The 13,508-nt window shown below is 40.1% G+C and carries 14 protein-coding genes and 1 other RNA gene; 9 read left to right on the forward strand and 6 right to left on the reverse strand.

Annotated features, from left to right (window positions below):
- Positions 1-51: 51 nt before the first annotated feature.
- The 5 genes from F952_RS02140 to F952_RS02160 all read right to left on the reverse strand — a co-directional run bounded on the left by F952_RS02140 (position 52) and on the right by F952_RS02160 (position 4,958).
- On the reverse strand, positions 52-303 hold the full coding sequence (locus F952_RS02140; protein WP_004921467.1) for a hypothetical protein: 252 nt from the start codon (positions 301-303) through the stop codon (positions 52-54).
- Between the two features lie 172 nt (positions 304-475).
- Positions 476-1,708 carry an FAD-dependent monooxygenase gene (locus F952_RS02145; protein ID WP_004921470.1) on the reverse strand — a complete coding sequence of 411 codons (1,233 nt, stop codon included), beginning with the start codon at positions 1,706-1,708 and terminating at the stop codon, positions 476-478.
- Entirely contained in the window at positions 1,705-2,913 is a 1,209-nt protein-coding gene (gene ubiH, locus F952_RS02150) for a 2-octaprenyl-6-methoxyphenyl hydroxylase (RefSeq protein WP_004921474.1), read from the reverse strand. The genes F952_RS02145 and ubiH overlap by 4 nt, the downstream gene beginning before the upstream one ends.
- A 25-nt stretch (positions 2,914-2,938) precedes the next feature.
- Positions 2,939-4,264 (reverse strand): Xaa-Pro aminopeptidase, encoded by a 1,326-nt coding sequence (gene pepP, locus F952_RS02155; protein ID WP_004921476.1) that lies wholly within the window; start codon positions 4,262-4,264, stop codon positions 2,939-2,941.
- Positions 4,265-4,325: 61 nt separating this feature from the next.
- Entirely contained in the window at positions 4,326-4,958 is a 633-nt protein-coding gene (locus tag F952_RS02160; protein WP_004921480.1) for a UPF0149 family protein, read from the reverse strand.
- A gap of 64 nt (positions 4,959-5,022) precedes the next feature.
- On the opposite strand from F952_RS02160, the gene F952_RS02165 reads away from it, so the two are divergent.
- The 3 genes from F952_RS02165 to ssrS all read left to right on the forward strand — a co-directional run bounded on the left by F952_RS02165 (position 5,023) and on the right by ssrS (position 6,137).
- Complete coding sequence (locus F952_RS02165; protein WP_004921483.1) at positions 5,023-5,571, forward strand: hypothetical protein; 549 nt, start codon at positions 5,023-5,025, stop codon at positions 5,569-5,571.
- A complete protein-coding gene (locus tag F952_RS02170) occupies positions 5,568-5,852 on the forward strand; it encodes a cell division protein ZapA (protein ID WP_004921484.1) in 285 nt (94 codons plus the stop codon). The genes F952_RS02165 and F952_RS02170 overlap by 4 nt, the downstream gene beginning before the upstream one ends.
- Positions 5,853-5,952: 100 nt before the next feature.
- Positions 5,953-6,137, forward strand: a non-coding RNA gene (ssrS, locus tag F952_RS16625) — 6S RNA.
- Position 6,138: 1 nt separating this feature from the next.
- Here the strand turns inward: ssrS and F952_RS02175 are convergent.
- Complete coding sequence (locus tag F952_RS02175) at positions 6,139-7,302, reverse strand: putative solute-binding protein (protein ID WP_227499429.1); 1,164 nt, start codon at positions 7,300-7,302, stop codon at positions 6,139-6,141.
- 324 nt (positions 7,303-7,626) lie between these two features.
- Between F952_RS02175 and F952_RS02180 the strand changes: the two genes are divergently transcribed.
- The 6 genes from F952_RS02180 to F952_RS02205 all read left to right on the forward strand — a co-directional run bounded on the left by F952_RS02180 (position 7,627) and on the right by F952_RS02205 (position 13,475).
- Positions 7,627-8,598, forward strand: coding sequence for an alpha/beta fold hydrolase (locus F952_RS02180; protein ID WP_004921492.1), 972 nt, complete (start codon positions 7,627-7,629; stop codon positions 8,596-8,598).
- Between the two features lie 259 nt (positions 8,599-8,857).
- Positions 8,858-9,658 (forward strand): ChbG/HpnK family deacetylase, encoded by an 801-nt coding sequence (locus F952_RS02185; RefSeq protein ID WP_004921493.1) that lies wholly within the window; start codon positions 8,858-8,860, stop codon positions 9,656-9,658.
- Positions 9,649-10,629 (forward strand): glycosyltransferase family 2 protein, encoded by a 981-nt coding sequence (locus tag F952_RS02190; protein ID WP_004921496.1) that lies wholly within the window; start codon positions 9,649-9,651, stop codon positions 10,627-10,629. The genes F952_RS02185 and F952_RS02190 overlap by 10 nt, the downstream gene beginning before the upstream one ends.
- Positions 10,613-11,017 carry a GtrA family protein gene (locus tag F952_RS02195; RefSeq protein WP_004921499.1) on the forward strand — a complete coding sequence of 135 codons (405 nt, stop codon included), beginning with the start codon at positions 10,613-10,615 and terminating at the stop codon, positions 11,015-11,017. Before F952_RS02190 ends, F952_RS02195 begins: the two co-directional genes overlap by 17 nt.
- Positions 11,018-11,023: 6 nt before the next feature.
- The gene (locus F952_RS02200) at positions 11,024-12,676 is read left to right on the forward strand and encodes an ArnT family glycosyltransferase (RefSeq protein ID WP_004921503.1); all 1,653 of its coding nucleotides are present in this window, start codon (positions 11,024-11,026) and stop codon (positions 12,674-12,676) included.
- Between the two features lie 163 nt (positions 12,677-12,839).
- Positions 12,840-13,475 carry a 5-formyltetrahydrofolate cyclo-ligase gene (locus tag F952_RS02205; RefSeq protein ID WP_004921506.1) on the forward strand — a complete coding sequence of 212 codons (636 nt, stop codon included), beginning with the start codon at positions 12,840-12,842 and terminating at the stop codon, positions 13,473-13,475.
- The last annotated feature ends 33 nt before the right edge of the window (positions 13,476-13,508 follow it).

The following is a 13,508-nucleotide window of genomic DNA, read 5'->3' on the forward strand; positions in this document are numbered from 1 at the left end:
AAGCAAAAAAAGCATCAGAGATCTGATGCTTTTTTTATTTAACTGATTGAGTTAGTCTCTTGCATCTTCATCAGGTGGAACCTGAGTAATACTTCCACCTCTTGCAAGAAATGCAGCGATTTCATCTTCCAAGGCCTGACGCTGTTTCTGCTTGGCTGTAACAGTTAAAGTCTCAGCTTCAGCCATGTCAGTATCTTGACCGCTCGCCTCTTCATCATCTTTGGCGCCACGCTCAGCAGCTTTGGCTTCATCTTCATCGACTGCCGCATCTTCTACTTCATCGTAGTCATTCATATCCGTCATTTTTTTCTCCCCTCAATGACCGATTCATACATCATGAACATTACTCATAAATTACGAAGAAATTTAACAATCTCTTGCGCTTTCGCAAAGAGGCTTTTACAACAATTTCGTATTTTTTTAATCTAATTTGTAAGATTAGATCAATGTTTGATTCACAAATAGCGAAGATGGATCAAGACACATACCGAGTCTTATTTAAAATGCTTAATCCCGTCGCTTGTTGCAAAAATGAATTTTTAAGAATTTCACTGTTTTCGACCCATCGTAACCCTGTGTTGCGTAGTGCAATGAGCGGGAAAAACTCCTGACTTTCTAGCCAGCCAATGATCGACATGCCATGCATCATGGCATCATTTTGACCTTTACGCTCATGTTCATAGCGTCTCAAAGTTTGCTCATGAGCCCAGACACCACGCGCACGATCATGCAGTAATGCATCACACAAAACCGCAGCATCCAGACAGCCAATGTTTACGCCTTGTCCAGCAAGAGGATGGATCACATGCGCGGCATCACCAATCAATGCCAGACCCTCTTTCACATATTGTTTTGCTGCACGAGCTTTTAATGGAAATTGAGCTCTTGATCGGACTTCAACAACCTCACCTAGCATGTGCTGACTCTCACGAGTTAGCAACGCTTTAAATTCATGATCCGACAGCGCTGAATACTCATCTGCATAATCATCTGGTAAGGTCCAAACAATCGATTGCCACAAACCCTGCTCGGCTGGAACGAGACTTGCCATAGGCAAAAAGGCCAAAGGCCCTGTTGGCAGAAAAATTTGACGAGCGACATGCTCATGCGAGAGCGCTGTTTTTATCGCACAGCTTATTGCTGCTTGTTTATAGTCAAGTACATCCAGATCAATCATGGCCTTTTCGCGTACGAACGAATTTGCGCCATCGGCACCAATTAATAATCGTGTCTGGATACAATGACCATCAGCCAGATGGATCTGCCAAAGATTTGGCAGTTGTTCAATCTGAACAACCTGAACCTCGGTTCGATAATCCTGAATAACGGCTCTCATTTTTTGCTGAATCGCAAGATTCAATAAACTAGGTTCGACCATAGAACCCAGTGCCTGATCAATCATAGGCGTTGAGGCGCTGTGATGTCCAAATTGAATATCACCATAGCCATTTTTATTCCACACCTGCATCCCTGTATAAGGCATTTGCCGTGAAATAAGCTCCCATACCTCAACGGTTTTAAGCAGATGAATTGTTGCCTGACTCAGTGCAAGCACACGCGGGTTCATCACACTTTCAACTTTTGCAGTATCAAGTATGGGCGCAGCATCCAGTACAGTCGCTTGAACACCACCTTGGGCAAGCAGCAATGCCGTTAGGCCACCAACCAATCCACCACCTACAATTACCACATCTGCGATTTGTGTCATGCTTTTAATCCCATAGCGTAATTGGCAACCAACGGCTTGATTCCAGGAATCACATCAAAAGCAATCAAACCAGTATTACGCAATAACTTAAGAATAGGATTTTGATGACTAAAACCACGGACAACAGAATCACAAAACCGAATTACACGCTGCTGATCTTTTAAACGCGCCTGCTCATACGCCAACAGGTTTTCTGGTTGACCGATATCATTCGAAGTCGCTAACTGTTGTAATAAATAACGAACCAGAACATCTGCATCACGCAAACATAAATTAAAACCCTGCCCTGCAACAGGATGAATGGTATGTGCTGCATTTCCCATCAATACCACCCGACCCACCGCCTGTTTGTGCGCGAGTACCTGAGACAATGGATAACTAAAACGTTTACCCGTTTTTTCAAATTTCCCTGCACGATCGCCATAAGTCTGTTGCAAGGCATTCAAAAAATGCTGATCGTTATCTTCACCCAGCCATTCACTTTCTGTACCTTTTTTCACAGGCCATACCACAGATCGACGATACTCTCCTGGCAATGGGAGTAATGCTAAAGGCCCCAACTCGCTAAAACGTTCAAAACCAATATGTTGATGTGGTTTAGATGTCTGTACTGCGGTGACAATTGCAACTTGATCATAATCATGCACATCGGCACCAATACCTAAGGCTTGACGACAAAAGGAATCACGGCCATCTGCAGCAATTACTAACTGACTGCTTAAACTAAGCTGTTCATCACCACGTTTGGCCTCAATAAAGACCTTTTCAGCGTCTTGATGCAATGCCGTCACTTCAATCCCATCAATCAGCTCAATCAAGGTTTGCTCGCGAACCTCGGTAAGCAACACCCGACCAAGCCAGGCATTTTCAATGACTTGCCCAAAACTTTCGACTTTCTCTTGTTCGGCAGTCAAGCGTGCCTTACCAAAACTTCCCTGCTCTGTAATATGAACCTGCAAAATTGGGGTAGCATGCTGCTGAAGTGCATTCCACAACTCTAATTTTTGATAAATTTGTACACTACGGCGTGAAAGCGCAGTATTACGTGCATCAAAACTGGAGTGATAAGGCGCCAGATTCGCATCGTCGTAATCTGGATAACGTATTGCTTCCAAAAGTTTGACCGCGATTTTTTGCTTCGCCAACATTAAAGCCAGACTCAGTCCGACCATTCCCCCACCCACAATAATGACTTGCTGTTGCACGTGATCTACTCCCGTTTTCTAATCGTTATGACTTTGCTTGAGCCATGAGCTGTTCAATATCGGCGATTTCCTTGACCACATCTTTGGTCAGAACCAATGGTCCCTGCTGCGTTGCAACCACATCATCTTCAATTCTGATTCCGATACCACGCCACTTTGGATCTACACTTTCATCATCAGGTGCGATATATAGTCCTGGCTCAACAGTCACCACCATACCGTCTTCGTATGCTCGCCATTCGCCGTCAGCTTTGTATGAACCTACATCATGCACATCCATGCCTAACCAGTGGCCTGTACCATGCATATAAAACTGTCGGAATGCCTCCGTTTCAATCAGCTCGTTCAAATCTCCTTTCAACAATCCAAGGTCAATCAGTCCTTGCGTCAAGATCCGAACTGCAACCTCATGCGGTTCTCGGTAAGCGTTTCCAATTCTAACTGCATCTATAGCTGCATACTGCGCAGCCAATACAATTTCATAGAGTGCTTTTTGCTCTGGGCTAAATTTTCCATTGACTGGAAAAGTACGCGTAATATCTGAGGCATAAAACTCATATTCACAAGCAGCATCAATTAAAACCAGATCCCCACTGTTTAAAGGTTTATTGTTTTCGACATAATGCAAGATACAGGCATTTTCACCACCGCCAACAATACTGTTGTAAGAGGGTACACACCCATGCTGACCAAACACATAATTAAGCTCGGCCTCAAGCGCATACTCCATCATGTCTGGTCGCACTTGCTGCATGGCTCGTGTGTGTGCAGCCGCACTAATATTTGATGCAATTTGCATCAGTTCAATTTCCTGATCAGATTTGATCAGGCGCATTTCATCAACGATGCGATCTAACTGCAAAACCTGTGAAGGTGAGCCATTACCACGGCGTTGCTGGGCATCTGCCTGTTTAATCCACTGGCTAATCTTTGCATCAAATTCTGCACGATGACCAATGCGATAATAAAGACGTTCTTTATTGAGCAATTTTTCAAGGATTTCTTCATCCAGTAAATCTATTGCATAAGCCTCATCTGCTTCAAAATCTTCAATTGCACCGTCAATACCTGCACGATAGCCATTCCAGATTTCCATTTCACGGTTACGCTCACGGCAAAACAGACTATAAGTATAGTCATCCACCGTATCTGTGGTTTCAATTACAGCAACAGCTTCTGGTTCTGCAAACCCTGTCAGATAAAAAAAACTGCTATCTGCTCGAAATTTATAGTCTGCATCACGATTACGATAAGCAACTGGGCTGGTTTCTATAATGGCAATACTGTTTGGCCCCATTTGTTGAGCGAGGCGGTCTCGGCGTAGTTCAAAATCAGCTTGAGTCAATTTCATGAGGCTATTTGTCTATCTATTTCGTTATCAAGTCATTCGGTGTGATAAACACCGCCCAAGCTTAGCTTGGACGATGTGGTGTAAACATTTCAACAATACTCTGGTTTTCATTTGATGTACTATTGTTTTGAAGCTTCGATTGAAAATTTCTCAATAAGGTACTTTCACTGACAGCTATCTTTTTACGACCAATCGACAGGCTAACAGGAATCAAACGTACAAATTCGTACAATTCTTGGTAGCTGATTTCACCATCTTCATCATCATCTGAATCTTCAAATTCAACCGCTGCGACATCCTGAAGATGTTCGATCAACTCCATCTCGTTTGATCGAATATGCCCCGACGCCAATCCAAAGCCCAAAACCACACCAGCACACCAATCTGCCAGTGCCTGTACCCGTTCCTGTAGGGTATGTTCATCATCTGGCAAAATTGGAAGATAGTCCAATTCATCTTCAGATAACGCGTGTGATACATCTTCAGCTTCATCTCCTAAAAGCGAAAGAGCTGCATCGCTTAAAGTCGGCACATTTAAGGTTGCTAAAATTTGTAACCATTCATCTCTTGATGGTGGCTCTGTCACACAAACTATACCGGTTACCAATCCATGTAACTCACTTGGGCTTGTAATTTCTTCAATACCGTTGAAATTTTGATTCCACTCGTTCCAACCTGAAATATCGTCTTGCATTCGTTTATCCAATCTCTATACTTCGTATATATTACCTTTGATTGCAATTCTGTGCGACTACGTTATGTTAGAACAATTACAGCGACTACAAGCGCATGTTGGCGTTTTAAAAACGCGCTTACTTCATTTAGAAAGTGACAATGAAACTCTTACACAGGCTAAGGATGAAAGTGCCGCGCAACATCATAGCCAAATTGTGCAAAAAAATGGCATTATTACCGCCAAGCAAGAGGAAATTGACACGCTAACCGAGCAACTTACCCAGTTACAAAGTCAATTTAAGCAGTTGAATACCGATGCGACAGCTCTGGCTGATCGTTATAGCCGACTAGAAAAAAGTTGCACCGATCTTAAAAATCGTTTTCAGGAAATTCTTGCTGAACGTAACGAATTGCGTGTGACTAAAGAAAAGTTACAAGCGCAACAGCGTCAAACGCATCAGGAAGTACAAGAGTTACAGCAAGATCGTGACCGTTTACAGAAAAAGAATGAACTTGCAAAATCGAAGGTTGAGGCCATTATTCAACGTCTTTCAATTTTAGGTACATCGCAAGATCAGCATGCCCAAGAAATTCAGCAACTTGCCGACCCAACTGAGGAGATCCAGCCATGAGTGAGCTCGTTGTTGTTGAATTACGTCTAATTGAGCAGATTTTTCGTCTGAATACAACCGTTGAGGAAAAGGAAGAGCTCGAACGCGCCGCTGAATTACTTAACGAAAGATTTAATGAAATGCGTCGTAACGCACCGAGAGTTGAGCACAATAAACTCGTCATCATGGTTGCATTACAACTCACGCAGGAAGTATTAGGCCTGAATAAAACAGTTCAGGAATATGAACACTGTGAACGTTTATTGGACGCCATTTTACAAGATGTTGAACAAAGCATATAAAACTCCTGTTTTTCGTGCAAACGTTCACCACTTGAAAACTAAGTTTACATAAGAGTGATTTGTAGGAATTGCCATCACGCATAGATCGGTTATACTTAAGTTGTCTCTGGGATGCTCGCCAGCGAGTCAGAATCCCCTGAGCCGATACTATCACTTTAGGATAGCGTTCTGCATATTTAGAGTGTATGCCTACCCAGAGTAGGAAACCCAGCAAGTATGCGTCGCTTCCACCTTGAACTTAAGGGTTCAAGGGTAATGACAGGCAGCGGCATCTTCGGAGGCATTTTTATTCGTCTTTTAAAGCACACTCATAATTGCTCGGATTTTGTGAACATCTGATCTGTTTGAGTAGATGCATCATCTCCTGATTATAATATCCTTCCTTCGTCATCTGAATTCGTGCCTCACGCATAATTTTAATATAACCAGGCTTATCTGCCTCTGGCACATCTAACCAGTATTTTGTTGGAATATCACGCTCAATTTTATCAATAAATTCAAAGGCTGGTGTAAGCTGCTTTGCAATCACTTCACGCGCAATACTCCCCATTCCTGCGGGGAATTTGTTTCGATGCATGATGAGAGTTCCCGTAACCTGAATTAATGGGAAACGAATAATCCCTCCGACCACTTTTCCAGATTTATCCGTCATCCCTTTATTCAATTCGAGTGGTTGAAATAACAATGCAGGGCCTGCAATAATATCTACTTGTTTGTTGTTAAACTTACCTCCTACACTCGTGAGATCGACCGAAACAGGCTGAGCTCCTACATTTTGTACCAATTTCCTCTGCGTCGGGTCAAACTGAAACACAGCAACTTTTTTACCTGCTGCTTTTGCCAGTGTATTGATGTTACGATCATTCACCATAATATACGCCGCGCCCACGGGTATAATTCCAACCACTTCGTAATCCTGATTTATCATTTTTTGGTCAAATTCATGACGTGCCAAAAGCTGTATAATTGCAGTCATTTGTTTGTTATTTTGAACTGCACCCAGGGCATCTATACTCCCTACAAAAGGGTTGAACTGTCTGGCACGAAGGTTACTGATGCCTGCACCGTCACATTTTTTACTCCTAAAATCTTCTGTTAAAACACGTTCATCGGTATAAACATTCAACTTGACCAGTGTTTCAGCTTTTTTATTTAATTTTGGATAATCAATATTGATTTTAATCTGAAGATTAGATGGACGTGTTACCTGCAAATTTACACCAAAGTCTTTTGCGACTCTGCCAATACGTGGCAATTCACTGATATAACGCGTGGCTTGCTGAAATGCTTCACTATTTTCACCATTCGGTGAGTACACACAAAGTACAACTTGCTTAGGAATACTTTGCCAAGTTTTGGGGTCATTGAGCAGTTTTTTTATTTTCTGAGTAGAATACGTAGACAAACTCAAATCTAGAGATTCAGCATACGTTGCAGTGCAAATCTGCATACTCAAGACAATAAATATCGCTGGAATAGCATTTAAAGTACGACATATAACATGCTTTTTTGTATGACTGTGGTTATATGAATTTTCCATTTCTTCATCTTTTTCCTTGATTCTTTTCTTCAAGTTAAAGCAGCCTTATAAAAAGATAATTGACTTTAAGGGATATTCCGACGGGCAATTTAACCAATATTTAAAATCATGATTTTTATCATTTTTAGATATTAAATTGACTTTAGTTAAGGCAAAAATGAAATTATAGCAAATGTAATTTAGATGATTCATTTTTAAACTAGCCCACACGATAAAACAAAATACGAGTAAAAAATGAAACGGATTTTCGCCAATCTTTATTTAAGTTGTAGTCTACTGTTACCCATTACAACAACAATCATCTACAGCCCTGCGATATCAGCAGCTTCAGGCATTGATATTCAAAATGTATTACAGCAAGAACGAGCATGGGCAGGCTTACAAACCAAACACCTTAAAGTAGGTGATATTGAATGGGTTTACAGCGAAAGTGGCAATTCAAGCAAGCCCACGATTATCTTAATTCATGGTTTAGCGGGAAGTCGTGATAACTGGAATCGGGTGGCATACAATTTAACACCTTACTATCATGTCATTATTCCAGATTTACCTGCACATGGTGATACCAAAATCCCAAATGATTTTGACCTCTCTATTCCTAATTTAACTGAGAAATTACGCCGTTTTGCAGAAGCAGGACATTTTGAAAAAAATGTACATATCGCAGGTCATTCTATGGGCGGCGCAATTGCACTGCTTTATACAGCTCAATATCCGCTCGAAACCAAATCGTTATTGCTTGTCGATAGCGCGGGTGTATTTAAAACCGCCAATACACCTTACTTAAAAGATCCCAATTTACTCAACAATCTGGTCGTTAAAAAAACAGGAGATTTTGATAAACTTTTTAAGCTAGCGACAGCCTCTCCCCCTTTTATTCCAGTTGAGCTAAAAACAGAACAAGAAAAACTCATGATTGCTCAATCTAAAAATACCCAAAAAATGGTAGATCAACTGGTCGCTATGTCTAAAATATATACACCAGATACCTTTGCAATCGCAACTAAGTCTATTGATGTACCTACTTATATTATATGGGGTGATCAAGATAAAATTATTAATGTAGAAGCGGCTCAAGAATTAAAAAGTTTATTAAAAAATGCTGAAACGCCTTATATTTTAAAGGGTGTTGGCCATATGCCTATTCTGGAAGCCGATCAACTTGTTTCACAGCAATATCTCATTTTTTTAAATAAACAACCTTAGATTATTATCTATATTGAATACCGCTGAACAGTGTCAATCCATTACGCTGTTCAGCATTAAGAAACACATAGAATATTTGAAATATTAAAATTAAATTTATTTTTCAAAATTATTTTACAGTGTTTATATCAATACATTATTAAACATTGTTGTGGTCTTAATCTAGGCTTAAGTCTTTGACCTGATAGTTATCACTCATAAGCAGAAAAATGAAATGTCTTGGCATGCTCATTTTTTATTTTATGTTGAGACATCACAAATGACGAAAGTTTGTTACTGTGCAGATGACTTTTCAATGAGTCCAGAAATATCCTCTGCAATTTTAGATCTTATTGAAAAACACAGGTTACATGCGACCTCATGCATGACACAGTCACATTTGTGGAAAAGTGATGCTCAACGTTTAATGAAGTTTTCGGAACACATTGAATGTGGTTTACATCTTAATTTTACTCATTTCTTTGATGTAGACACACCGAGTTTTTCTTTGCCAAAGTTGATGTTTCTAGCTTGGAGCAAACAGCTTGATGCGGCAGCGATACGTCAAAATATCGAAACGCAATGGAATCATTTTATTGAGGCGACAGGAAAAACGCCTGATTTTGTTGATGGTCACCAGCACGTTCATCAGTTTCCAGTAATACGTGACGTATTGGTCGAGTTTCTCAATCAACAGAGATTTGATGGATGGGTTCGCAATTTGGATCATCCTCTATCAGTCTCACCTTATCGTTTGAAAACATTCATGCTTCGTCATTTGGGGGCGGCTCAGCTCAATAGAAGTTGTCAAACCCATCATATTCAACAAAACCGATATTTTGCGGGCATTTATGATTTTAAATTTTCAAATTATGCCGCTTTAAATCAGCAATGGTTACGAAAGGCCCAAGACGGATTACTGGTGATGTGTCATCCATCACTGTTGCATAGCAACATTCAAGATCCGATTCATTCGGCACGAGTAGCAGAATACCAATATTTGCAATCTAATCAATTTGAACAGGATTGCCATAAGTTTAATATTCAGCGTAGCAAAATAGGAGCAATATTATGCAATTAACGCCGTTCTTGTCATGTGTTGTTCCTGCCTACAATGAAGCTGAAAATCTGAAAAAGTTTATTCCAGCCTTGGCCGCCAATTTAGAACAACAGCAATTAAGCTATGAAATTATTGTGGTTGATGACGGTAGTAGGGACGATACGCTGCATGTTTTACAATCGATGGTCGATCACTATCCGCTAGTGGTGTTAGAACTATCCCGTAATTTTGGCAAAGAAGCGGCGCTCAGTGCGGGTCTAGATCGCGTTCGGGGTGACATCACGCTGCTCATTGATGCAGATTTTCAGCATCCACTTGATGCGATTCCGACTATGGTCAACTTATGGAAAAACGGCTATGACATGGTATATGGCATTCGAGACAGAAGCAGTGAATCTTGGTTAAAACGTATTCTTACCAACAATTATTATAAAGTTCTAAATATGAGCTCACCTATTGATATTCCTGAAAATGCAGGCGATTTTCGTCTGATGGATGCCAAAGTAGTCGATGCTGTAAGACGTTTACCCGAGAAAAATCGCTATATGAAAGGCTTGTATGCATGGGTAGGTTTTAAAAGTATTGGTATTCATTTTTCCGAGCAACAACGTCAATTTGGTCAATCCAGTTTTAATGGCAAAGCATTATTTCGTCTTGCCATGTCGGGCTTGACGGGCTTTACCGATCTTCCTTTAAGACTGAGTATTTATCTGGGTGCTTTACTTGCTTTAAGCGCAATGGGATATGGCATTTGGGTGTTGATTGAAACGCTGATTGAAGGAATTAGGGTACCTGGCTGGGCCACCTTAGTGATTGGTCTGACATTGCTCGGTGGCATACAACTGCTCTTTCTGGGAATTGTGGGAGAATATATTGCACGAATTTATGCCGAGGTCAAAAATCGGCCTAAATATATTGTGTCGAGTGAATATTCGCACGTAAAAGCTGCTCATCAATTACAAGATTTTGATCAACATGTTTCAAAGCCTTAAAAATTTGCAGATTTTCTGGCAATTTGCCCGCTTTGGTGTGATTGGTATTTGTGCAGCATGTACCCATGTCTGTGTTGTTTTAGTTCTAACAAAAATGTCTATTGCATTGGCTGTTGCCAATATCGCAGGTTTTTTGGTGGCTTTTTGGGTGAGCTATTTTGGACACCTTTATTTTACTTTTGGTCATCAAGCCAGTCGCTCAAAGCGCACGCTCATTAAATTTATACTCGTCGCTTGCTCTGGGTTTTTAGTGAATGAAAGTCTGGTCGTGCTATTGCAGCATATTAGCCATTTATCCAACAGTTTCATTGTTATAAGTGCCATCCTTTGCACTTCGATCATTAGCTTTCTATTTAATCGTTATTTTGCATTTCATCCTCAAGGATAAATTCATATGCAGGCATGGTTCCGTTCTTCACGGTTTTTACTGACTTTTATATCAATTTGGTTATTCCTTTGCTCAACTGTACGCTATTTATCCGTACCAGATGAAGGTCGCTATGCCGATATCAGCCGAATCATGTATGAATCTGGAGACTGGCTGGTTCCTCGATTAAATGATCTGCCTTTTATTCACAAACCTCCATTGTTACATTGGATCAGTAGTCTATTGATGCATCTTTTTGGTCCGCATGTCTGGGTCGTTCGACTTGTACCGGTACTTGCAGCCTGCGCAATGCTTATAGGGACTTTTTTATTTGTTCGCCGCTACATTTCAGAAAAAGTAGCGGAAATTAGTGTGTTGATTTTGTCGACTAATTTGCTTTTCTTTGGAAGTAGCCAATATGTCAATCATGATCTGCTACTTGCCACGGGTATAACACTTTGTGTTTTTTGTCTGGTAGATTTCAGCTTATCTCGACGTAAATCAATGCTTTTTCTGGGATATTTTTTTGGCGCAGCAGCATTTCTGACCAAAGGTCTGATCGGTATTCTAATTCCAGGCATGATTTTGCTTCCTTGGCTGATCTACACTCAACAATTTAAAAGAATCCCTGCATTTTTTAATCCAATGGCACTGATCTTTTTAGGCGTATTGATTGGACCTTGGTTATATAGCATGCAACATCAATACCCTAATTTTTTACATTATTTTTTTATCGAGCAGCAATTTGATCGCTTTCATTCTGAGCAGTTTAATAACAAACGCCCGTGGTTCTTCTATCTAGTTATTTTATGTTTTAGCTTTTTACCATGGCTTATGGGTTTACGTGTCCGCAGTTACAAAACTGCTTTTTCTGAACAGCATATTTCACGCCTGATTCAATCATTATTATTTTGGTGGTCGGTTTCAGTGAGTGTCTTTTTCTCCATTCCACCATCAAAACTTGCAGGCTATATTTTGCCTGCAATTGCCCCTTTGACCATTATCTGTAGCGTCTGGCTAGAACAAAGCCTAAAAAACACCATATCTCTAACTCGGGTTCAGAAATATGGCCCTGCTACATTTTTAATCATACTTGGCAGCGTTCTGGCATCTACACTTCATTTGATTAAACTTGATTTTGTTTTATCTCCTACTCAGCAATTTCAGATTATCTTAATGACAAGTATGCTGATTATTATTCCGCTTGTTTTATTACGATTATTCAATCATCGAAAAATTGAATATATCCATTATGTTGCAGGTAGTCTAATGATACTGTGTACGACAATTCCATTTATTGTCAAAATTTTCGACATTAAAAACAATCACGATCAGCTTAATTTTACCCAATACATTCAACCACAAAGCAAAATCGTATTTTATGAAAATTATTTCTATGATATTCCTTTTATGCTGGATCTAAAGCACCCAGTGTATGTCGTAAATGACTGGCAAGCAGATCAATCGGATAATTCTGCCTTAGAATTGAGAGATGGTCTGAAATTCGAGCCTGAACAGCAAAAACTACTCTGGAGCAGACAGCAATTTCAAAATGCCATTCAGCAACATGAAAACCTGATTGTCATTACGTCAGCCAAACAATTTCCCCTTGACCGACAAGCAAGTCAAATTATTCACAATCGTAATTTTAACGTATTTATTTTTAAGCCAACTCAATAGCTATTGCTGGCAACACATTTCATAAAATGCTAGATAAGCAGATGATGAAAATATTTTCATCATCTGCTTATCTTTAGTAAACAATATCAAATCATTTTATACGTCTGTTCAACTTTAAATCGCGGCATTACAATAGTATGAATACGTGAGGTAAACATTCGATATGAATCATGCCCTAAACCCGACCACAGAGCAGCCACTTTCCAGTCTAGAGATCAAAGCGCTCAGAAAAAAAATAATCAGACAACGTCGGTTTATTAATCGTTATCTTCAACTTCAGTCCGAACAAAAATGCCTGTATCAATTTCGACAGTTTTTAAAAAATACCCGTTTAACATCTAGTCAGAATATTGGACTGTATCTGCATGCATTTGGCGAAATTTATACGCGAAAGATAATTTTAGAATGTTTTAAGTTGGGCAAAAAGGTTTATTTGCCCATGATCTGTAATGTGAACCAGACACTGGTCTGGATAGAAATTACTAAAACACAATATTTTAACCGAAGATTTTATCATCATGCTTTAGGCATGAAAGAACCGATGGCCAGTCGAGGTCATCATGTATCACATCTTGACCTACTGCTTATGCCTTTGGTTGCCTGCGATGATCAAGGTACACGTATGGGTATGGGAGGTGGTTTTTATGATCGAACGTTAGTCACTTCTTCGCATACCCCCTTTCGACTAGGTTTGGCTCATTCATTTCAATATCTCGATCAGAAGTTGTTTCGCCAGTCTTGGGATCAGCCTCTTGATGCATTACTCACACCAGAAAAATGCTATCGTTTCAAACGTTAAACCATGCCCAGAGCTTGAGAATGATTAAATTCC

It is taken from the genome of Acinetobacter baylyi DSM 14961 = CIP 107474 (assembly GCF_000368685.1).
Classification (GTDB): domain Bacteria; phylum Pseudomonadota; class Gammaproteobacteria; order Pseudomonadales; family Moraxellaceae; genus Acinetobacter; species Acinetobacter baylyi.

Excerpts from the sequence above, each read along its gene's own strand:
- F952_RS02145 (WP_004921470.1), bottom strand. The coding sequence starts at position 1,708 with ATGACACAAATCGCAGATGTGGTAATTGTAGGTGGTGGATTGGTTGGT.
- F952_RS02185 (WP_004921493.1), top strand. The coding sequence starts at position 8,858 with ATGACGAAAGTTTGTTACTGTGCAGATGACTTTTCAATGAGTCCAGAA.
- F952_RS02160 (WP_004921480.1), bottom strand. The coding sequence starts at position 4,958 with ATGCAAGACGATATTTCAGGTTGGAACGAGTGGAATCAAAATTTCAAC.
- F952_RS02190 (WP_004921496.1), top strand. The coding sequence starts at position 9,649 with ATGCAATTAACGCCGTTCTTGTCATGTGTTGTTCCTGCCTACAATGAA.
- F952_RS02205 (WP_004921506.1), top strand. The coding sequence starts at position 12,840 with ATGAATCATGCCCTAAACCCGACCACAGAGCAGCCACTTTCCAGTCTA.
- F952_RS02200 (WP_004921503.1), top strand. The coding sequence starts at position 11,024 with ATGCAGGCATGGTTCCGTTCTTCACGGTTTTTACTGACTTTTATATCA.
- F952_RS02180 (WP_004921492.1), top strand. The coding sequence starts at position 7,627 with ATGAAACGGATTTTCGCCAATCTTTATTTAAGTTGTAGTCTACTGTTA.
- F952_RS02140 (WP_004921467.1), bottom strand. The coding sequence starts at position 303 with ATGACGGATATGAATGACTACGATGAAGTAGAAGATGCGGCAGTCGAT.
- F952_RS02165 (WP_004921483.1), top strand. The coding sequence starts at position 5,023 with ATGTTAGAACAATTACAGCGACTACAAGCGCATGTTGGCGTTTTAAAA.
- F952_RS02195 (WP_004921499.1), top strand. The coding sequence starts at position 10,613 with ATGTTTCAAAGCCTTAAAAATTTGCAGATTTTCTGGCAATTTGCCCGC.
- F952_RS02175 (WP_227499429.1), bottom strand. The coding sequence starts at position 7,302 with ATGCAGATTTGCACTGCAACGTATGCTGAATCTCTAGATTTGAGTTTG.
- F952_RS02170 (WP_004921484.1), top strand. The coding sequence starts at position 5,568 with ATGAGTGAGCTCGTTGTTGTTGAATTACGTCTAATTGAGCAGATTTTT.
- pepP (WP_004921476.1), bottom strand. The coding sequence starts at position 4,264 with ATGAAATTGACTCAAGCTGATTTTGAACTACGCCGAGACCGCCTCGCT.